Genomic DNA, 18,489 nt, shown 5'->3' with positions numbered 1-18,489 from the left:
TATACCATCACTACAAAAAAATCTTTGACGAGGAGCTTGAGGGGCTCAAAAAATCCCGCCCCGACATCGTAGCTTCGTGGAAATTTTATGCGGAGTTTGAGAGTTATTTTGATTAAAGATTGATTAATGTATTGCAATTAACATTCCACGCAGTTTGATTAAGGGAGATCTTATGAAACTTTTAGCGCATCGTGGTTTTTGGCAGAAAAAGGAGGAGCAAAATAGCCTCATCGCCCTTCAAAAGAGCTTTGAGATGGGCCTGGGGATAGAAACGGATCTTAGAGACAGGGGGGGGGGCGGGTAGCCCTTTGCCACGATGCCTTTGTGCTCCATTCTCCTACCCTAGACGCGCTTTTTGCGCTTTATCAAAGCCATTCTTATCAATTCACGCTGGCCTTAAACATTAAGGCCGATGGCCTGCAAAGCGCCCTCAAAACGCTTTTAGAAAAATACTCCATTTCCAACTACTTCGTTTTTGACATGTCCGTGCCCGATGCCCTGTCCTATTTGAGGCAGGGCCTTAGGGTCTTCACGCGCCAGAGTGAGCTTGAGAAAGAGCCTAGTTTTTACGAGGAGGCTTGCGGGGTGTGGCTGGATGAATTTTTTGGGCATTGGGTGGATGAGGGGACTATTTTAAGGCACTTGGAGCATAAAAAGCAAGTGGCCATCGTCTCGCCCGACTTGCATGGGAGGGGGTTTCAAAAAGAATGGGAGCGGTATAAAATTTTCGAGCAAAAATACGGACCCTGCGAGGATCTGATGCTTTGCACGGATAAAATCACGCAGGCGCAGGACTTTTTCAATGCCTAAGATTAAAGCGATTTTGTTTGACATGGACGGGGTGTTGATTGATGCGAAGGATTGGCATTATGAGGCTTTGAATCAGGCTTTGAGGATTTTTGGTTTCGAAATTTCAAGGTATGAGCATTTGAATGTTTTTGACGGGCTTCCCACCAAAAAAAAGCTCGAGCTCTTAAGCGCGACCACAAATTTACCCCCAGCCCTGCATGACTTCATCAACGAAATGAAGCAAAAATTCACAATGAATTTGATCCACCTTCACTGCAAGCCCCGCTTTTGCCATGAATACGCCCTCTCAAGGCTCAAAAATGAGGGCTATAAAATGGCGCTTTGTTCAAATTCCATCCGCCGCAGCATTGAGATTATGATGCAAAAATCGGCCTTGGAGGGGTATTTTGAATTTTATCTTTCCAATGAAGATGTAAAAAAAAGTAAGCCCGATCCAGAAATTTACCAAAAGGCCATGGCTTCCTTAAATCTAGCCCCTTGGGAGTGCCTCATCGTGGAGGACAATGAAAACGGCATCAAGGCCGCCAAGGCAAGCGGGGCTCATGTGATGATGGTGCGCGAAGTGGATGAGGTCAATTACGCCAACATCAAAAACACCATCGCCAAAAAGGAGGCTTCGTGTTAAACATTGTCGTGCCTATGGCTGGGGTCAGTAGCTTTTTTGACACAAAGCGGGATGGTTTTCCTAAGGTTTTTTTTGAAATTTGCGGGCGGACCATGCTGGAGCTCTTTGTGGAAAATTTCTCCCCCCTCAAAAACAAGCGCTTCATCTTCATCGCCAAGGAAGAGGACAACGATTGCTTTGGCATCGATGAGGCCCTTAGGAATTTAGCCGGGGAGCAGTCTTTGTGCCTTTGCATCAAAAACGAAACGCAGGGCATGCTCTGCACGGCCATGCTAGCCGCTGAGCACATAGAAAACGACACGCCCTTGTTGATTGTCAATTGCGATCAAATTTTTAACGAAAGGCTCGATGATAGGCTTGAAATGATGGGCAAATTTGACGCGGGAGTCTTGAGCTTTGAGAGCATCCATCCGCGCTATGCCTATGTGCTTTGCGATGCGTCAAATTTAGTCCTGCAAGCCTTTGAAAAAAAGCCCGTGAGCAAAAATGCGGTGGCGGGGTTTTATTATTTTAAAAGCGGCAAACTTTTCATGGAGGCAGCGAAAAATACCATCCGCAAGGAAAATCATTTTGAGGGGAAATTTTTCATCGCTCCCGCTCTCAACGAGCTCATCCTAAAAAACAAAAAGGTCCTCAACATCCCCATAAACAAGGACAAATATTTTACTTTTTACTCCCCTAAAAAAATTGAAGAATACGAGAGATTGAGAGGGAAATTAAATGAAAATTTTTAGGCTAGATGATATGGTGCGGGGGTGGTTTGTGGGCAATTTTGATCCCAGCGTTTTTAAGACGCGCTCTGTGGAGGTCGGCATAAAGACCTACAAAAAGGGTGCGCGCGAGGAGGTGCATCATCACAAGATCGCCACCGAAATCACCGCCATCATCGAGGGTAGAGTAAGGATGCGGGATAAAATTTACCAAAGGGGTGATATTGTGATGATTTATCCGGGTGAGGCGACAGACTTTGAGGCCTTGGAGGATAGCACGACTGTGGTGGTGAAAATCCCCGGCGCCAATGATGACAAATACCTCGGAGAAGCCCCGTGAATGTCGTCATCCCCATGGCTGGGGCGGGCAGCCGCTTTGCAAGGGCAGGGTTTAAAAAGCAAAAGCCCTTCATCGATGTGGGGGGTAAGGCGATGATCGTGCGGGTGCTTGAGAATTTAGCCTGTGAGAATGCTCGTTTTTTCCTCATCGCAAGGAGGGAGCAGCTGGAGGAGGAGCGGGACTTGGTGGGTCAAATTCAAAGGGACTTTGACGCGCGCTTCATATGCATCGATGCCCTGAGTGAGGGCACGGCCTGCACGGTTTTATACGCGATGAAATTCATCGCTAACGCCCAGCCTCTGCTCATAGCCAATTGCGATCAAATCGTGGATGTGAGGATTGGGGATTTTTGCGCAGATTGCCTACGCCGTGGCTTGGACGGCTCGATACTGACTTTTAGGGACGCGCAGAGAAATCCAAAATGGTCCTTTGCGAGGCTTGAGGGGGAGCTTGTCGTGCAGGTGCGGGAAAAGGAAGCCATCAGCGATCTGGCCACGGTGGGGATTTATTTTTTCGCTAGGGGAGAGCTTTTTGTCGAAAGCGCCATCGCAATGATCATACGCAACGATAGGGTCGGTGGGGAATTTTACACCTGCCCGGTTTATAACCACGCCATCAAAGAGGGAGCAAAAATCGGCATTTTTGACATCCATCCCTCGCAAATGCACGGGCTGGGCACACCTGAGGATCTGCGGGATTATCTTAAATTCTGCTCCCGTAAAGCCTCGCTTTGATGATGGGCGATGAGGGGCTCGATGAGCTCATCGAAAAGCCCCCCCTCCATGATGGCGTCCAGGCGGTAAAGCGTGAGATTGATGCGATGGTCGCTGATGCGATTTTGCGGGAAATTATAAGTGCGGATGCGCTCACTCCTATCGCCGCTGCCAACCTGAGACTTGCGCGCTGCGCTTTCCTTAGCCAAGCGCTCGCTTTCTTGCCTTTCATAAAGGCGGGCCTTAAGAACCCTCATCGCGCTTTCTTTATTTTTGTGCTGGGATTTGCCGTCCTGATTTACGACCACTATCCCACTTGGGATGTGCGTGATGCGCACGGCTGAATCCGTAGTATTGACACTCTGCCCGCCGTGCCCGCTTGAGCGCATGACATCGATTTTTAGGTCGTTGGGGTTGATTTGGATCGCCACATCATCAACCTCAGGCATCACCGCCACCGTAATGGCTGAGGTGTGCACCCTGCCCTGCGACTCGGTTTGGGGCACTCGCTGCACCCTGTGTGTGCCGCCCTCAAATTTGAGCCGCGAAAAGGCCCCTGCGCCCTTGATGAGGACGATAATCTCCTTAAAGCCCCCCGCGCTTCCCTCGCTGGAGCTTACTATTTCAAGCTTATAGCCCTGCAAATCCGCATAACGCGCGTAGGCCCTTAGCAAATCCCCCACAAATAAAGACGCCTCGTCCCCACCCGTGCCTGCGCGAATTTCAAGGAAGATATTTTTTTCATCATTGGGGTTCTTGGGGAGGAGGAGTATTTTGAGCTCTTCTTCAAGACTTAGCCTTTGATCCTCAAGCTTTTTTAGCTCTTCTTTGGCAAGCTCACCCAGCTCAGAATCGGCCAAAAGAAGCTTATTTTCTCCAATCTGCTCTAGGGTTTGCAGGTAAATTCTGGCTTTCAAAACGATGGGCTCTAAATTTTTTTGTTCTTTGGATAGGGAGGTCATCTTGTCAATATCGCTCGTGATATTGGCATCAGAAAGGAGTTTATCAAGCTCCTCATAGCGCCCCAAAAAGGGACCCAGTTTATCGGCTAGCATTAAATTTATGCGATTTTATTCACCAAAAGGGCGAGGCGACTGACGCGGCGAGCGGCAGTTTGCTTTTTAAGAAAGCCACGACTCACCATGGCGTGTATGTTTTTATTCGCCGCTTTTAGGGCCTCATTAGCGGCGGTTTTGTCGTTATTTGCCGCGGCTTCACGCACGGCTTTTGTGAGGTTTTTCAGTCTCGTTCGGTAAAATCTATTCCTTTGTGTTTTTTTGATGGTTTGCCTCGCTCTTTTTTCGGCTGATTTGTGATTGGCCATAAATTTTCCTTGTTTTAAATTTTAAAGCCCTGATTATAGTAATTTTAATTTTAATTTGGCTTAATTTAAGTTAAATTTCAAAATAAATCCACCAGGGCCAAGTCCCAACCCACGAGCCCAAATTTCAGCAAAAAGCCGTAAATCACCGCGCACAAAAGCCCCGCAAAGAGCCCCGCTAGCATATCATCAAGCATCACGCCAAGCCCGCCCCTTATTTTTTTGTCGATCCTGCCGATGATGGAGGGTTTGGTGATGTCAAAAAGGCGAAAAAACACAAAGGCCAAGATGAAATTCAAAAGCGTATTGGCCGCGCTTGCGGCGAGGGTACAGGCTAAAAATACCCCCGCCACCTCATCGATGACGATGTGCTTATCATCGTGGATGCCCGTTTTTTTCTCATAATCATCAATCACGCGAATGCAGGAGACAAAAATCAAAACAGAAAGCAAAAACAAACTCATCGCACCCAGATACTTGAGCACAAAGAAGGCAGGCAGCATAGCCGCTAGGCTGCCGAGAGTCCCGGGGGCCCTTTTGACGCAGCCTGAATAAAAAAAGGTCAAAAGAATTTTTTGCATTTCACACCATGTAGGACATTTGATGGACTTCTAAAAGCTTTTGATAAAATTCCTCATCGCTTTTGGGCTCTAAAATCCCATCAATGGAGAATAAATTTTGATACAAATCCTGCAAATTTTTAAAGCGATCGGAAAAGAGTGAGGACAAAATCATGCTTGAAATTTCCTTACGCATGAAGACGGCCGGCGGGATGATACCCGCTCTAAGTAGGGATCTTAGGGCTCTTGCATTGTAGTGCAAATGATGATGTGCGCCGTGTGGGCATGAGCGCGTCGATACGATCATCGTGCATTTGTTGCAAAAGACGAATTCAGGCAAAATAACCGTCTCAATCCCATAATTCGCAGAAAATTCATCCAAAATGCTTTTGGGTTGGTTCGCGTCATAAAACATCCCCAGCCCGCTATGATTTTGCCCGACTATGAGCTTCGTGCAGCCTAGACTTTTAGCCATGATGCTCTCTAGGCCCGGATTTAAGTGCGCGTGAAAGATGTCGATGTGGCGCAGAGGGAAGACAAAAACCCGCTCAGGCGGGAGGTAGCTTTGTATGAATTTATGCAAATAGCACTCTTTGAGTGCAAAGTCAAAGCCCCCGTCTTCATAGGACTCGATCAAAAAAGCCAAAACCAAATCTGCCTTGTCGATCATCCAGCGAAACATCCGTTCATAGGCTCTGTGCAGTGGATCGAAGCTTGAAACGATGGCGGTAATTTTTTGCGCGTTGAGTGCGGCCTTTCTCTCCTCAAACTGGGCCTTGAGGGCGGAAATTTCAGAGCGATAAAGCTCAATATCGCCGTGGATGTAAAGCCTTTTTTCGCCTTTGAGTAGGCAGGTGTTGGGACGAAAAATATCCACGAAATTCTCGCTATTTTCAAACGCTCCTTTATAAACGATATGCCCCACGATCTCATCATCCACGCAAAGCTCGAGCGTGGAGTCGGCCTTCAAATCGTCCAATTTTTGTCTGGGAGAAAAGCTGAGGGGATAGGGAAAAATTTCCTTTTGAAATTTACCCAAACGCACCACCTCCTCGCTCTCCCTAGCATCCATCAAATGCGTGCAAGAGCCTAGCATCCCCTCTTTGATGAGGGCGAGTGTGCCCCATTCGTTCCGCGTGATGGGGAGGATTTTATTTTTTCTTTTTGATTTCATATTTTTTTCTCTTTTCCCACAAGGACTTGCGTGAAATTCCTAGCTTTTTAGACAAATCCGTATCCGCAAAGACATTTTGATAGGTCGTAATGACGTATTTGACATATTCCTCTATGGTTAAAATTTCATTGCTGTCTAGATTTTTCTCATCATCGTTAAAGTCGATGGAATTGAGCCCCAAATCCCCAGTATCCAAATGCGTGTGCAAGATCACGGGCTTATTTTGGATGAAGGCTAGGAGCTTTTCTTTCTCGGCGTTTTTGAGCACCTGAAAATTACTCAAAAACAAAAGCCTATCCGTGTGCGCCGTTTTGATGAATTTCTCCACCGCATTTGTGGCGGACAAATCCACATAAGAAAGCAGCATATCGCACTCGCTGATGTAGCCAAACACAAAGGCATCGGCATAGCTTTGTTTGTTCGTTTTTATCACTAGGGGGAGTTTGATTTTTTTATAATGATACTCGGGCAGCTTGACCGCACTGAGCTTGGATTTGATGTAGGCCTTATAGGCTTGATTGAGGATAGAAAGCTTTTTGAAATCCTGATGATGCTTGATTTTGCGTAAAAGCTCCTCCATCATGAAGGGCTTTTGTATGTAGTCGCTAGCCCCCATTTTAAGAGGATTTGAAACCGTATCCATGCTGATGTAGGAGACGAGCAGGATCACAATGGCGTTTTTAAATTTCTCCACCGTCCTCAAAAAATCCTTCGTATTCGTAGAAAGCAGGATGATGTCATAATTTTTACCCTCGCCAAGCTCCTCGTAAGCGTTGATAATCTCACAACTATAATTCATATCACTAAGTCGCATTGCGATGCTTTGCGCGAGGTAAATTTCATTTTCTATAATCAAAACCTTCATCACCGCGTCCAATCAAAATATTTCAAACTCACGCTGGTTAGCACCGCCATACCCTCCCGCCTACCGATGAAGCCAAGCCCCTCTGTAGTCGTGGCTTTGACATTGATTTTATAGGCGGAAAGCTCCAAAATTCTGGCGATATTTTGCGCGATTTGCTCTTTAAATTTGCCGATTTTAGGCGTCTGCGTGATGATGGTGATGTCGGCATTGACAAGCTCAAAGCCGCAAAATCGCACCTGAGTGTGAATTTGCTTTAAAAGCTGCATCGAATCGGCATTTTTATACCGCTCATCCGTGTCGGGAAAAAGCTCTCCGATGTCGCCCAGGCCACTCGCTCCCAAAAGCGCATCGCCCAAAGAATGCGCCACGACATCCCCATCGCTGTGCGCCTTAAGCCCCATTTTAGCATGCACCTCAACCCCGCCCAAAATCAAGGGCCTATCCGCGCCAAATTCATGCACATCAAAACCATTCCCCGTGAAAATGTCCCCACACGGCGGGGGCAAATCAAGCGCCCTTAAATCCTCTTTGAAGGTCAGTTTTCTCGCGCTCTCCTCGCCCTCGACGAACCAAATTTTACCCCCAACCGAAGCGATAGCCGTGCTATCATCGCTGAATTCCTCCCCGCTTTGCAGGGCCTTCTTAAGCAGGGCCGTGCGTGAAAGCTGCGGGGTTTGGATGAGCTTGATCTTTTCCCTGTGCAGGGGCTTGTTTTCAAAAAGCGTGGTATCTGCGACCTTGAGAGCTGGCGTGATACAGTCGGCGTTGTGGATATTTTCCAAAAGACGGGTGCATAAATTCTTGCTGATTTTCACTCGAGCCGCATCGCTAACCATCACAAATTCACTATCTACAAGCTCTAGGGCATTTTTTAAAGACCCCATCCTGCTCTTGCCACCTTGGACAAATTCGTAATTTTTGGCAAATTTTTTCATGAAGGAAATGTTACTAGAAGTAACAATTATCTTTTTAAAATTATAAAAAGAGCTTAAATTCTGCACAGCATAAAGCCAAAGGGGTAGTTCTCCAAGACGGAGAAACTGCTTTTTTACGGCAAGGTTAAAACGCGTAGAATCCCCAGCAGCAAGCATGATCAAGCTTATATCAGACATTACAAAATCTCCAAAAATTGCGATTATGTTACCATATTATACACTTATAAAAAGCTAAATTTTATTTTTTTGTGAGTAAAATCCTCAGCGTTTTAAAGGAGTTTTATGATGATCGAGCGCATTAGGGAAGAACTCAAAAAAGTCAAATATCCTGATTTTGAAAGGGACATCGTGAGCTTTGGTTTTGTCAAAAATATCCAGCACGATGGGGAAAAAACCACGATCTTTGTAGAAATTCCCGCGTCCAATCCCCAAGTCGCCACACAAATCAAGACCGACATCGAGGAAAAATTAAAAACGCTCAAACTCACCCAGCTTGAAATTCAAATCCACACGCCCCAAATCGCCGCGCAAAAAAGCAACGCAAAAAGCGGCAAAAACATCGTCCCGCAGGTTAAGAATTTCATCATGATTTCTAGCGGCAAGGGCGGCGTGGGTAAAAGCACTACGGCGGTGAATTTAGCGATTTCTCTCGCGAAAATGGGCAAAAAAGTGGGACTTTTGGATGGGGATATTTATGGGCCCAATATCCCACGAATGCTCGGTGAGGTCGGCACTCAGCCCGAGGTGGTGGGTCAAAAATTAAGGCCACTTTTGACGCATGGAATTCACATGATGAGCATGGGCGTTTTGGTGGAGGAGGGGCAGGGCTTGATTTGGCGCGGGGCTATGATTATGAAGGCAGTGGAGCAGCTTTTGGCCGATGTGCTTTGGCCTGAGCTTGATGTCTTGCTTTTGGATATGCCTCCGGGCACGGGCGATGCGCAGCTTACCGCCGCACAGAGCATCCCCATCACGGCGGGAGTGTGCGTATCCACGCCTCAGGTCGTTTCGCTTGATGATAGCAAGAGGGCCTTGGATATGTTTAAGAAGCTTCACATCCCCATCGCCGGAATAGTGGAGAATATGAGCGGCTTTTTATGCCCGGACAATGGCAAGGAGTATGCGATTTTTGGAAAAGGCACCGCCGAGGAGGTGGCGAGGCTCTATGGGAGCGAAATTTTAGCTCAAATTCCGCTTGAAATGCTTGTGAGAGAGGGTGGCGATGAGGGTAGGCCTGTGAGCTTTTATGAGCCTGAGAGTCTCAGCAGTGCGCGCTTTTTGATGGCGGCTGAGAAAATTTGGGAATTTGTGGAAAAAATCAATCAAAACGGCGGCGCGGATAATAGCTCCATCCAACCCGTGATGGATGGAAAAAGCGCTTGCTCAAGCTAAATTCCGCTCAGGATTTGCTAGCGGCTTCTTGCTTTTTATGTGTGCTCTCCTTGTGGCCTCTTTAAATTCGCGGCTAAGGCCCTGCCTCGCGGCGGCGAATTTTTTAAGGGCGCTTGAAATGCGAGCATTTTGACGCGTTGGGCTTTGCGGGATTACTCTTCTTCTTTTTGCGTTTTTTTGACGACCTTCACGCGCTCGATGGAGTTACCGTTCATCTTTTTGACCTCGTAATAACAAAGCTCATCCTCTATCCTGTCCCCCACCACAGGCAAACGACCCAATAGGTTGAAAACATACCCGCCTATGGTAACCTGCTCCAAGCCCTCATCATAGCTTATGAGCAAGAGCTCCTCCACCTTGCCAATGTCGCATCTGCCCTGAAATTCATAGATATTATCCGCAAGTTTTTTATAGCTATCCTCATCGTCCTCGCTCTTAATCTCGCCGATAATCTCCTGCATAATATCCTCCATCGTGAGAAGCCCCGCCGTGCCGCCATACTCATCCACAACCAAAGCCGTGTGCGAGCGCTCTTTGTTCATCCTCACAAGCACCTTAGAAATGCTGATATTTTCGGGCACTAAGATCAAAGGCTTGACGAGATTGTCTAAATTTTCGTCCCTTTCGCCAAGCTGATCTTGGATGATGTCGCGTATGTGTATCATCCCCAAAATCGTGTCCTTAGAGCCATCGATGTAGGGGAAGCGTGTGTGTTTGTGCTCGCAAATCATTTGCATGTTTTCCTCAAAACTTTTTTGTTTATTAAGGCAAATCATATCCTTGCGGGGCGTCATCACTTCTTTTGCCACCGTATCGCTAAAATCCACCGCATTGCGGATGATTTCGGTTTCAAATTCGTCCAAAACGCCGCCTTTTTGACTTTCGCTAGCGATGATTTTGATTTCCTCCTCGCTGTGGGTGAGCTCGTGCTCCTTGGCGGGTCTGATGCCGAAAATTTTTAGAGTTAAAAATGCGAGGAGATCGAAAATTTTAATGCAGGGCAAAAATAAAATCCAAAAAAAGTGCAAGGGTCTGGCCACCCAAAGCACGGCTTTATCGGCGATGGCGATGGCGATGCTCTTGGGCACGAGCTCTCCTAAAACCACATGCAAAAGTGTGATGATGCTAAAGGCGATGATGAAGGCTAGGGTGTGGATGAAAACGGGGCTCAGTCCCCAGCCTGAAAGTGCGACCTCGAGCATCTTAGCAATGGCGGGCTCGCCTATCCAGCCTAGCGCTAGGGAGCTTAACGTGATGCCAAGCTGGCACGCGCTAAGATAGGTGTCTAAATTTGAGGTCAATTCTAGAGCTTTTTTAGCGTTGCGCTTTTTTTCCTTGACAAGTTCCTCAAGCTTGGAGCGGCGAACCTTAACAATGCTAAATTCAGACAGGACAAAAAAACCATTCAAAAATACCAAAACAAAGGCAACAAAGATCATCAAAAAAGAATAACTCACATCAAAAGAAGCAACAGGGGGGATTATGGATAGGCTTTGATTCGCATCTAAAATTCGACTGGGGTCCAATGAAGCTCCTTGAAATAAAATGGCTCATTATACACAATCAAACGCATAAATTCCGCTTAATAAGCGATGTTTTCTTCAAATTCCCTCAGTCGCTTGTGGATGCTTCTGAGCTCGGTGATCTTTGTCCAGTTTGTGACAAAAACGCTAAAAGAGCTTCGCACTTGATCAAAGGCATTGCTGATTTGTATCACCATCCCAAGTCCTATGGCCCCAGCAAAAAGCGAGGGGCCCATGATCAAAAACGGCACGATGACGATGATTTGCTCGAAGGTTATCAGCCAAATGTTGAAATAGCCATAGTGCAAAAACAGCCTTTTGTAGTTGAATTTTAGCCCCGTGAAAAGCTCTATCATGGTCTCGTTTTTCGCATAATCACGGCGATTATCCTCCGCATAAACTAGCTCCTTTCTGAAGGCGGCTTCGACTTTTTGGTTGTTATACTCAAGTCCGGGCAGCCTGATGCCCACAAACCACGAAATGACAATGCCCCCAAGCGAGATGAACAAGGCCACATAAACCAAAAGTCCGGGCAAATCTTTGAGAAAGTAAAGGGGGCTCTCTTCGCTTAAATTTTCAAAAAGCACCGCGCTCACATCCGCGCTCAAAGCCCATAAAATCGGCACAAAAGCCGCAAGTATCATCAGGGCCTTCACAAAGGCAAGGCCCAAGCTCTCTACGATTTTAGAAAAATTATAAACATCCTCTTGAATTCTTTGCGAACTGCCCTCAATATTGTCGTCCTTTTTTTTCCAAAATTTCAAGTAGCTAAAGGTCATCGCCTCCCGCCATTTAAAGGTATAAACGCTAGCAAAATAAATACTTAGCGTGGCGATGAAAACATAGGGCAGGGTGATGCATAAAAAAACGCCTATGCTTTTGTAAAATTCATCGATGGCATAGCCTGATTTTTCCGCTATGCTCCTGCTGCCAAAAAACTGCGCGTTTAAAAAATGATAATAATAAAGCGAGGCCTTATTGATGAAATTCGCCCCTTCTAGGGCTTTTTGCGCCTTTTCATCGGCCTCTTGCAAAAGCTCTGGGGTGGGAATTTGAGCGCTGCTTTGAGGTTTTTGGAGGATGTTGTAAAAATCCCTATACCACTCATTGATGGCGACATTGAGGCTGGTTTGTACATACAGAAAAGACAGGAGCAAAAACAAACCCGAATACGCCCACAAAGCCCATTTTTTAGAAAGAAAAAAAGAAGAAAACATCCACACCCCCACGCAAAAAATAAGGGCAATTTTAAAGAATTTAAGCTAACGAAGTGTTTTATAACCTTTGCTAAAATGCCCCTTATTTCAAAAAAGGAAAACCATGGCAAATCTTCTAATCATAGGCGCTGGCGGCGTTTCTCAGGTCGCCACCATAAAATGCGCGATGAATAGTGAAATTTTCACCAAAATCACTCTTGCAAGCCGCACAAAAAGCAAGTGCGACAAGATCGCCACTATCATCAAGGAGCGCTTGGGCGTGCAAATCCACACCGCGCAAGTCGATGCGGACGATAGCGAGGCAGTAGCGAGGCTCATCCAAAAAAGTGGGGCTGAAATTTTACTCAATCTCGCCCTGCCTTATCAGGATTTAAGCCTAATGGATGCTTGCTTGAGGACGAAAATCCACTACATCGACACGGCCAATTATGAGCATCCTTCTTTGGCTAAATTTGAATACAAAGAGCAGTGGGCTAGGGATGAGGGCTTTAAAAATGCTGGGATTTTGGGACTTTTGGGCAGCGGCTTTGATCCGGGCGTGACCAATGTCTTTTGCGCGTATGCGAAGCAAAATTTGTTGGATGAAATCCACTACATCGATATTTTAGATTGCAACGCAGGGGACCACGGCTATGCTTTTGCGACAAATTTTAACCCTGAAATCAACCTGCGCGAAGTTTCTGCCAAGGGGCGCTACTGGCAGGATGGGCGGTGGATAGAAACCGAGCCTATGGCGATAAAAATGGAGTGGGATTATCCCGAGGTAGGCATGCGGGATAGCTATTTGCTCTATCACGAGGAGCTTGAGAGTCTGGTGAAAAATATCCCGCATCTTAAAAGAATTCGCTTTTTTATGACCTTTTCTCAAAGCTACCTCACGCATATGCGCTGCCTTGAAAATGTCGGCATGCTAGGCATCAAGCCCGTGCTGCATCAGGGCAGGGAAATCGTGCCGATAGAATTCCTCAAAACCCTCCTGCCCGACCCGGCAAATTTGGGCGAGCGCACGAAGGGTTTTACCAACATAGGCTGCGTGATAAGGGGCACCAAGGACGGCGCGGATCGGCAAATTTACATCTACAATGTCTGCGATCACGAAGAGTGCTACCGCGAAACCCTCTCTCAAGCCGTAAGCTACACGACAGGAGTGCCTGCGATGATAGGTGCAAAACTCATTGCAAAGGGCATTTGGAGCGGCGTTGGGGTGAAAAATATGGAGGAATTTGACGCCAAGCCTTTCATGGAGGAGCTCAACACTCAGGGGCTGCCTTGGAAAATTTTGGAGATGGAGCCAAATTTGGGAGAGTGAGCGGCGGGGCTGGCTAGAAGGTTTTGTGGAATTTCAAGCTTACATTGTGCGAGGCTGCATTTTTACTCTCGATGAGCTTGTAGGCTAGGCTCAGATCGACCCCTCCGGGGTTGATAAACATCGCTGTGGTGCCAAGCTGGACATAATGCCTTGAAAGGGCGAAATGATTGAAAAATTTTGTATCGTTGATCTGGGCCTTGGTGTTAATGTTGTTATTGACATTCCACCGGAGGCCCCCGTCGATTTGGGTGGCGAAGTTGTATTGCCACCTTTTAAACCACGATAAATTCAACTGCGTATAAAGCACATTGTAGTTCGCATCATCAAAGCTCTCTCTGTAAGGGCCGCCCTTCATTTCAAAGGCCTTGATGATGCCTCCAAAGTATCCGAGTGCGAGCTCTGGAGTGAGGTATTCGGTAACATCAATGCCGTCCCTGTGGAGATTGTAGCCTATGTAAAATTTCGTCCCGTAGGCGTAGCTTTTAAGCCTTCCCTTTGATGCACTGGTAGCAAAGAGCTTTCTGTGAATATCCCCCCAAGAAAAAAGACTCCTCAGGGTCGCTCCGTAATAATAAGCATCCAAGCTGGAGAGGCTTGAATACTTCGCGCCAAAAATGAGGGCGTTGTGATTGAAATTTAAAAAATCATCGTCCAAATGATTTTTATTTTTCTCCACGACCCCATAAAGTGCCAACAAGCTCGTGTCCAAAAAATAATGCCCACCCCCGATGATACCCGTGCTCTGCCCCTTGGCGTCGCCTTCTAGCTTTTCGATATCCACCTTGCTGACCGAGACGTAGGGGCGGATGAAGAGATCGTAATTTGTGCGGGGTTGGGTTACCTTGTAGCGCAAGGCGGCGCGATCAAGCTCCAAAAGCATGGCATCGTAAAACACGGCACGATTACTAAGCTGCTCAATGAAGACCTGAGAAAAAATTCCCAAAGCGCCTAAATTGGCGTCAAAATTCGTATCCAAAATCCCAGTGATGGGATTGTATTTGCCGTAAAATCCTGCCTTTTTGAGGATTTCAGAAAAATCCGCATCCCTCACAAAGGAGGAGGCGTTTTGCGCTATGCCGCTTACGATGTTGCTAAGGGGGATGCTTTGGCCGATTTTGGTCTGGGCATCCACTTTGTCGATGATCACCTTATCGATTTGTATTTTGGGCTTGTACCTTGGGCGTTTAAAAATGAAACCACCGTGCTTGGAATCCCTGCTTGGGTTTGCACCTGTAAATTTTCAATGATGATGGTGGGGTTTCCTTGGGTGATGGTTATTTGAGCAATTCCACCCCGCTCGGCGATGCCTTGGAGGGTGTTTAGGTGGAGCGTGCTGCTGCCGCCGATCTTAAAGTCCCCAAGAACCCTGCCCGCATTGTGAAAATTTAACCTTCCTAATGAAAGCGAGACGCTGTTGATGTCGCTTTGATTTTTTATGAAGGTGTCGCCACTTTGTGCGTTCAGTGAAGAAATGTAGCCCAAATTATCGATCCTGCCCCCGCTAGCCTCAAGCTTTTCGATCTTGGCGTGATTTTGCAAATGTCCATTTTTTTGCTCCAAATCTTCAAATCCACCCTCCCTGAGGATGAGAGTGCCTGAATTTTTAGCCTTTTTAAGGCTTCCTTTGTTTTTTAAATTCAAAACGCCAGAATCTCCAAGCGTGAGGCTGGACAATGTGCCACCTTGCTCGATTTCAACGCTGGAATTTCCCGCGCTCGTCAGGGTGGTGATGGTGCCACTTTGTAAATGAAGCTCCCCGCCTGATTGCGTGTAATTTGTAACCGATCCTGCAAGGCTCATCTTGCCCTTTGTTTGCGTGATGGAGATGATGGGTGAGGTGGAGTTGAGGGTGAGGGTGGCGTTGGCATTCAGTGCGATATTTTGGAGGGTGGCTTTGTTTTCTAGATGAAATTGGCCTTCTTGCATGATGGTGAGCTTATCTATCGTGCCGCTTGTATTTTCTAGGGTGAAATTTTTATTGGAGCTAAGATCAAAAGCGTTGATGGTGGAGTTATTGTTTTGGATGGTTAGGTCAAAGTTGGACTCAAAGAAGGCCTTGGTGTAACTGTTGTTGCTTAGGATGATGTGATGCTTTTTATAAACGAGGAAAGGAAGGGTGAAAACCACATCCAAAGTGCCGATATCATTGCTGATGGTGCGCTCGCCCTGACCGCTGTTTGGCGTAAAATGCGTGTAGTCATCGCTGATGAAGGTTTGAGGATAGAGGGCGGGGGCGAAAATCAGGATGCAAAGGAGGGGGAATTTTTTGTAAGCTGGTATCGATGGCATTGGGGTGGAATCAAGCTCAAAAAGAGCCTGAATGTCTATGAGATGGGATGGAGCTCATTGGCGTAGAAAGTGATGGAATTGACGCCCTCTTTCAAGGCCCACTCATAAGCCTTACCGACAAAATCCCAGTTGATGTGCGCGTAGAATTTCTCCAAATAAACAGGGCGGGCATTGCGATGATCGACATAATAAGCATGCTCCCACACATCCACGACTAGAAGCGGAATTTTGTTTTCAGTTATCGGTGTGGCGGCATTTGAAGTGGCTGCGAACTCAAGCTTTTGGCTTTTCGCATCCATCACAAGCCAAAACCAACCCGAGCCAAAAACCCCAGTCGCGCCCTTGATGAATTCTGCCTTAAAATTTTCCAAAGAACCGAAAGCTTTTTCTAGGGCGTCCTTAAGCTGCGCATTGGGCTCACAGGCCTTAGGACTGATGCAGTCGAAATAAAAGTCGTGGTTGTAAACCTGCGCTGCGTTGTTGAAAAGGCCGCCGCTTGAGCCCTTGATGATGCTCACCAAATCCTTACCCGCGAAGTCGGTATTTTGGATGAGATTGTTAAGATTTGTAACATAAGTATTGTGATGTTTGCCATGATGGTAGCTGAAGGTTTCAGCGCTTAAAAAATCACCAAAAGCACCAGTGTCGTAGGGTAGTTTTCTCAATTCAAACATTGGTTTCTCCTTGTAAAATTTAGTGGGGGGATTTTAGCATAAAATTTATAAACGATAGAATTTCAAACGAAACTGGTGTCAAGGGGGAGACTTGAACTCCCGACCTCCGGCTTATGAGACCAGCGCTCTAACCAGCTGAGCTACCCTGACTTCAAAAATAAGGGCTGATTGTATCTTTTTTTGCTAAAATTTGGCTGATTTAGTTGCAACGCTTTGTGGTTGAAATTAACCTTGAATTTATTTTTTCATTAGACAATGATAATATGTCCAAATTACAGATTGTAAAATTTATTATAAGCATCGACAAAATGTCTAAAGATTGCAAGATTAGACAATTTACTCATACAAAATTTAAAAATTCAATCAAATAATATTTTTATTCAGTGTGGGATATAATCCATGCAAAATTTCAAATCAGGGAGAGAAAAATGCCTTTAGTTACGATTAAGCTTGCCAAGCCCGCTCTAAGCGATGAGCGCAAAGCCGAACTCATCGCCGATATCACCGAGCTTTTGAGCACAAAATACGGCAAGGTCAAGGAGAGGGTTGTCGTGGTGCTTGAGGACATAGAAGCCCACGATATAGGCTTTGGTGGTGAGAGCGTTGCGCGCATTAAGGCGAAGGCAGCGCAATGAAAGCGCTTAAAATCGGCGATGCGGCGCCAAATTTTGAGCTTTTAAATCAGGACAGCGTTCTGATTTCCCTCAAAGACTTCATCGGCAAGTGGGTGGTGCTGTATTTTTACCCTAAGGACAACACGCCCGGCTGCACCACAGAGGCTTGCGATTTCAGTCAAAATTATGAAAAATTCGCGCAAAAAAATGCCCTCATCATCGGCATAAGCCCCGATAGTCCCCAAAGCCACGCGAAATTCATGGAAAAATTCAAGCTCCAGCACATCTTACTCAGCGATAGCGACAAAGAAGCAGCCAAAGCTTACGGCGCGTGGGGTTTGAAAAAAAACTACGGCAAAGAGTATGAGGGGCTCATCCGCTCGACCTTTGTGATCGACCCGCAGGGTAAAATCGCCCAAATTTATAGCCCCGTGCGCGTCAAAGACCATGCCCTGAAAGTGCTTGAGGGCCTTTGATGCTTGTGCATATTTGCTGCAGTGTGGATAGCCATTATTTCGTGCAGGAGCTGAAAAAGGCCTACCCCGATGAAAAAATCATCGGCTTTTTCTACGACCCCAACATCCACCCCTACAGCGAATATGAGTTGCGCTTTTTGGACGTCAAGCGCAGCTGCGATAAGCTTGGCATCAGGCTTTACAAGGGCGCGTATGCGTATGAAGCGTGGCTTGAGGCGGTGAGAGGCTATGAAAACGAGCCTGAAAAGGGGGCGCGGTGCGAAATTTGCTTTGATTTTAGAATGGGCGGGAGCGTGGAATTTGCCAAAAAAATGGGCGAAAAAACCCTCACCACGACCCTCCTAACCAGCCCCAAGAAGGATCTTGAGCAGCTTAAGAGCGCTCTGCAAAAGGAATGCGAGCCCTACGGGATAGAATTCATCGCGCCCGATTTTCGCAAAAACGGCGGCACACAGAGGCAGTTTGCCCTCGCTAAGGAAGCGATGCTTTATCATCAAAACTACTGCGGCTGCCTTTATGGGCTTTTGAAACAAAAGCAAAACAAGCCCTTCATTGACGAGCTGATGAGTCCCATCAACGCCCAAATTTTGCCCGCTAGCATCCAAGCGAGGATCGCTCTTTATAAGCGGGTGCGGAGTCTGGAAAAAGGGGGCGCAAAATTTAGGCTTGAGCGGGAGAAATTCCTAAACTATCGCCTTTTGAGCGGGCTTTTGAAGAGGGACAAGAGGGCGATTAAAAGCTATATTTTATTTTATTCTCATTTTAAAAATGCTGCGAGCAAATTCCGCCTTAATGAAGCGGTGCGTGGGGAATTTAAGAGCGTTAAAGATGAGCTTTGCCTGTGGGATTTTGACTTTTTCAACGCAAAATGCGGGGGGAAATTTAAGAATTTTGAGGATTTTTTAGCCCGTCCTTTGAGCGTGAGTCGGGAAATTGCTTTGA

The 18,489-nt window shown here is 46.6% G+C and carries 23 protein-coding genes and 1 tRNA gene; 12 read left to right on the top strand and 12 right to left on the bottom strand.

The features are described from left to right. Nucleotides 1–20: 20 nt before the first annotated feature. The 7 genes from Q4A73_RS05815 to Q4A73_RS05785 are packed head-to-tail and all read left to right on the top strand — an operon-like array spanning nucleotide 21 to nucleotide 3,219. The gene (locus Q4A73_RS05815; RefSeq protein WP_303206515.1) at nucleotides 21–116 is read left to right on the top strand and encodes a DUF2972 domain-containing protein; all 96 of its coding nucleotides are present in this window, start codon (nucleotides 21–23) and stop codon (nucleotides 114–116) included. Between the two features lie 56 nt (nucleotides 117–172). Further along, nucleotides 173–304 (top strand): hypothetical protein, encoded by a 132-nt coding sequence (locus tag Q4A73_RS05810; RefSeq protein WP_303206512.1) that lies wholly within the window; start codon nucleotides 173–175, stop codon nucleotides 302–304. A 20-nt stretch (nucleotides 305–324) separates the two neighbouring features. Continuing rightward, nucleotides 325–810, top strand: a complete 486-nt coding sequence (locus tag Q4A73_RS05805) for a hypothetical protein (protein WP_303206511.1) — start codon at nucleotides 325–327, stop codon at nucleotides 808–810. Further along, on the top strand, nucleotides 803–1,435 hold the full coding sequence (locus tag Q4A73_RS05800) for an HAD family phosphatase (RefSeq protein WP_303206510.1): 633 nt from the start codon (nucleotides 803–805) through the stop codon (nucleotides 1,433–1,435). The genes Q4A73_RS05805 and Q4A73_RS05800 overlap by 8 nt, the downstream gene beginning before the upstream one ends. Then, on the top strand, nucleotides 1,429–2,169 hold the full coding sequence (locus tag Q4A73_RS05795; protein ID WP_303206509.1) for a glycosyltransferase family 2 protein: 741 nt from the start codon (nucleotides 1,429–1,431) through the stop codon (nucleotides 2,167–2,169). The genes Q4A73_RS05800 and Q4A73_RS05795 overlap by 7 nt, the downstream gene beginning before the upstream one ends. Beyond that, nucleotides 2,156–2,485: a hypothetical protein gene (locus Q4A73_RS05790; RefSeq protein ID WP_303206508.1), complete on the top strand. Its 330-nt coding sequence runs from the start codon at nucleotides 2,156–2,158 to the stop codon at nucleotides 2,483–2,485. Before Q4A73_RS05795 ends, Q4A73_RS05790 begins: the two co-directional genes overlap by 14 nt. Continuing rightward, nucleotides 2,482–3,219 (top strand): glycosyltransferase family 2 protein, encoded by a 738-nt coding sequence (locus Q4A73_RS05785; RefSeq protein WP_303206507.1) that lies wholly within the window; start codon nucleotides 2,482–2,484, stop codon nucleotides 3,217–3,219. The genes Q4A73_RS05790 and Q4A73_RS05785 overlap by 4 nt, the downstream gene beginning before the upstream one ends. On the opposite strand, the gene prfA is transcribed toward Q4A73_RS05785, so the two are convergent. The 6 genes from prfA to Q4A73_RS05755 all read right to left on the bottom strand — a co-directional run bounded on the left by prfA (nucleotide 3,183) and on the right by Q4A73_RS05755 (nucleotide 8,230). After that, the gene (prfA, locus tag Q4A73_RS05780; protein WP_303206506.1) at nucleotides 3,183–4,253 is read right to left on the bottom strand and encodes a peptide chain release factor 1; all 1,071 of its coding nucleotides are present in this window, start codon (nucleotides 4,251–4,253) and stop codon (nucleotides 3,183–3,185) included. The two genes, Q4A73_RS05785 and prfA, sit on opposite strands and share 37 nt — an antisense overlap. Before the next feature lie 5 nt (nucleotides 4,254–4,258). After that, a complete protein-coding gene (gene rpsT / locus Q4A73_RS05775) occupies nucleotides 4,259–4,522 on the bottom strand; it encodes a 30S ribosomal protein S20 (RefSeq protein WP_303206505.1) in 264 nt (87 codons plus the stop codon). A gap of 77 nt (nucleotides 4,523–4,599) precedes the next feature. Beyond that, nucleotides 4,600–5,100, bottom strand: a complete 501-nt coding sequence (locus tag Q4A73_RS05770) for a phosphatidylglycerophosphatase A (protein WP_303206504.1) — start codon at nucleotides 5,098–5,100, stop codon at nucleotides 4,600–4,602. Between the two features lies 1 nt (nucleotide 5,101). After that, nucleotides 5,102–6,253: a sulfate adenylyltransferase gene (locus Q4A73_RS05765; RefSeq protein WP_303206503.1), complete on the bottom strand. Its 1,152-nt coding sequence runs from the start codon at nucleotides 6,251–6,253 to the stop codon at nucleotides 5,102–5,104. Next, a complete protein-coding gene (locus Q4A73_RS05760) occupies nucleotides 6,231–7,118 on the bottom strand; it encodes a response regulator (RefSeq protein WP_303206502.1) in 888 nt (295 codons plus the stop codon). Before Q4A73_RS05760 ends, Q4A73_RS05765 begins: the two co-directional genes overlap by 23 nt. After that, the gene (locus tag Q4A73_RS05755) at nucleotides 7,118–8,230 is read right to left on the bottom strand and encodes a bifunctional 2-C-methyl-D-erythritol 4-phosphate cytidylyltransferase/2-C-methyl-D-erythritol 2,4-cyclodiphosphate synthase (RefSeq protein ID WP_303206501.1); all 1,113 of its coding nucleotides are present in this window, start codon (nucleotides 8,228–8,230) and stop codon (nucleotides 7,118–7,120) included. The genes Q4A73_RS05760 and Q4A73_RS05755 overlap by 1 nt, the downstream gene beginning before the upstream one ends. 108 nt (nucleotides 8,231–8,338) lie before the next feature. On the opposite strand from Q4A73_RS05755, the gene Q4A73_RS05750 reads away from it, so the two are divergent. Next, a complete protein-coding gene (locus Q4A73_RS05750) occupies nucleotides 8,339–9,445 on the top strand; it encodes an Mrp/NBP35 family ATP-binding protein (protein WP_303206514.1) in 1,107 nt (368 codons plus the stop codon). A 152-nt stretch (nucleotides 9,446–9,597) separates the two neighbouring features. Here Q4A73_RS05750 and Q4A73_RS05745 read toward each other — a convergent pair whose 3' ends face one another. Beyond that, complete coding sequence (locus tag Q4A73_RS05745) at nucleotides 9,598–10,971, bottom strand: hemolysin family protein (protein WP_303206500.1); 1,374 nt, start codon at nucleotides 10,969–10,971, stop codon at nucleotides 9,598–9,600. Between the two features lie 56 nt (nucleotides 10,972–11,027). Then, the gene (locus Q4A73_RS05740; RefSeq protein WP_303206513.1) at nucleotides 11,028–12,191 is read right to left on the bottom strand and encodes a putative transporter; all 1,164 of its coding nucleotides are present in this window, start codon (nucleotides 12,189–12,191) and stop codon (nucleotides 11,028–11,030) included. 97 nt (nucleotides 12,192–12,288) lie between these two features. Between Q4A73_RS05740 and Q4A73_RS05735 the strand changes: the two genes are divergently transcribed. Continuing rightward, nucleotides 12,289–13,494 carry a saccharopine dehydrogenase family protein gene (locus tag Q4A73_RS05735; RefSeq protein ID WP_303206499.1) on the top strand — a complete coding sequence of 402 codons (1,206 nt, stop codon included), beginning with the start codon at nucleotides 12,289–12,291 and terminating at the stop codon, nucleotides 13,492–13,494. 13 nt (nucleotides 13,495–13,507) lie between these two features. On the opposite strand, the gene Q4A73_RS05730 is transcribed toward Q4A73_RS05735, so the two are convergent. The 4 genes from Q4A73_RS05730 to Q4A73_RS05715 all read right to left on the bottom strand — a co-directional run bounded on the left by Q4A73_RS05730 (nucleotide 13,508) and on the right by Q4A73_RS05715 (nucleotide 16,607). Continuing rightward, nucleotides 13,508–14,641: an autotransporter domain-containing protein gene (locus Q4A73_RS05730; protein WP_303206498.1), complete on the bottom strand. Its 1,134-nt coding sequence runs from the start codon at nucleotides 14,639–14,641 to the stop codon at nucleotides 13,508–13,510. Beyond that, a complete protein-coding gene (locus Q4A73_RS05725; RefSeq protein ID WP_303206497.1) occupies nucleotides 14,638–15,783 on the bottom strand; it encodes a hypothetical protein in 1,146 nt (381 codons plus the stop codon). The genes Q4A73_RS05730 and Q4A73_RS05725 overlap by 4 nt, the downstream gene beginning before the upstream one ends. A gap of 35 nt (nucleotides 15,784–15,818) precedes the next feature. Then, nucleotides 15,819–16,457 carry a superoxide dismutase [Fe] gene (gene sodB, locus Q4A73_RS05720; RefSeq protein WP_303206496.1) on the bottom strand — a complete coding sequence of 213 codons (639 nt, stop codon included), beginning with the start codon at nucleotides 16,455–16,457 and terminating at the stop codon, nucleotides 15,819–15,821. 73 nt (nucleotides 16,458–16,530) lie between these two features. Then, a tRNA-Met gene (locus Q4A73_RS05715) sits at nucleotides 16,531–16,607 on the bottom strand. A gap of 278 nt (nucleotides 16,608–16,885) precedes the next feature. Here Q4A73_RS05715 and Q4A73_RS05710 point away from each other — a divergent pair. The 3 genes from Q4A73_RS05710 to Q4A73_RS05700 form a co-directional block, all read left to right on the top strand. Then, nucleotides 16,886–17,092: a 4-oxalocrotonate tautomerase family protein gene (locus tag Q4A73_RS05710; RefSeq protein WP_303206495.1), complete on the top strand. Its 207-nt coding sequence runs from the start codon at nucleotides 16,886–16,888 to the stop codon at nucleotides 17,090–17,092. Further along, nucleotides 17,089–17,547 carry a thioredoxin-dependent thiol peroxidase gene (gene bcp / locus Q4A73_RS05705; protein WP_303206494.1) on the top strand — a complete coding sequence of 153 codons (459 nt, stop codon included), beginning with the start codon at nucleotides 17,089–17,091 and terminating at the stop codon, nucleotides 17,545–17,547. The genes Q4A73_RS05710 and bcp overlap by 4 nt, the downstream gene beginning before the upstream one ends. Further along, the coding region (locus Q4A73_RS05700) for an epoxyqueuosine reductase QueH (protein ID WP_303206493.1) at nucleotides 17,547–18,489 on the top strand (943 nt) is incomplete at its 3' end. The genes bcp and Q4A73_RS05700, both read left to right, overlap by 1 nt.

It is taken from the genome of Campylobacter sp. (assembly GCF_030528245.1).
GTDB lineage: Bacteria > Campylobacterota > Campylobacteria > Campylobacterales > Campylobacteraceae > Campylobacter_D.
This window is presented reverse-complemented; position numbering and strand designations above follow the sequence as displayed.

Coding starts and splice junctions, on each gene's coding strand:
- Q4A73_RS05810 (WP_303206512.1), top strand. CDS start 173: ATGAAACTTTTAGCGCATCGTGGTTTTTGGCAGAAAAAGGAGGAGCAA.
- Q4A73_RS05760 (WP_303206502.1), bottom strand. CDS start 7,118: ATGAAGGTTTTGATTATAGAAAATGAAATTTACCTCGCGCAAAGCATC.
- Q4A73_RS05790 (WP_303206508.1), top strand. CDS start 2,156: ATGAAAATTTTTAGGCTAGATGATATGGTGCGGGGGTGGTTTGTGGGC.
- Q4A73_RS05710 (WP_303206495.1), top strand. CDS start 16,886: ATGCCTTTAGTTACGATTAAGCTTGCCAAGCCCGCTCTAAGCGATGAG.
- Q4A73_RS05770 (WP_303206504.1), bottom strand. CDS start 5,100: ATGCAAAAAATTCTTTTGACCTTTTTTTATTCAGGCTGCGTCAAAAGG.
- Q4A73_RS05755 (WP_303206501.1), bottom strand. CDS start 8,230: ATGTCTGATATAAGCTTGATCATGCTTGCTGCTGGGGATTCTACGCGT.
- Q4A73_RS05800 (WP_303206510.1), top strand. CDS start 803: ATGCCTAAGATTAAAGCGATTTTGTTTGACATGGACGGGGTGTTGATT.
- rpsT (WP_303206505.1), bottom strand. CDS start 4,522: ATGGCCAATCACAAATCAGCCGAAAAAAGAGCGAGGCAAACCATCAAA.
- Q4A73_RS05735 (WP_303206499.1), top strand. CDS start 12,289: ATGGCAAATCTTCTAATCATAGGCGCTGGCGGCGTTTCTCAGGTCGCC.
- Q4A73_RS05725 (WP_303206497.1), bottom strand. CDS start 15,783: ATGCCATCGATACCAGCTTACAAAAAATTCCCCCTCCTTTGCATCCTG.
- Q4A73_RS05765 (WP_303206503.1), bottom strand. CDS start 6,253: ATGAAATCAAAAAGAAAAAATAAAATCCTCCCCATCACGCGGAACGAA.
- bcp (WP_303206494.1), top strand. CDS start 17,089: ATGAAAGCGCTTAAAATCGGCGATGCGGCGCCAAATTTTGAGCTTTTA.
- prfA (WP_303206506.1), bottom strand. CDS start 4,253: ATGCTAGCCGATAAACTGGGTCCCTTTTTGGGGCGCTATGAGGAGCTT.
- Q4A73_RS05750 (WP_303206514.1), top strand. CDS start 8,339: ATGATCGAGCGCATTAGGGAAGAACTCAAAAAAGTCAAATATCCTGAT.
- sodB (WP_303206496.1), bottom strand. CDS start 16,457: ATGTTTGAATTGAGAAAACTACCCTACGACACTGGTGCTTTTGGTGAT.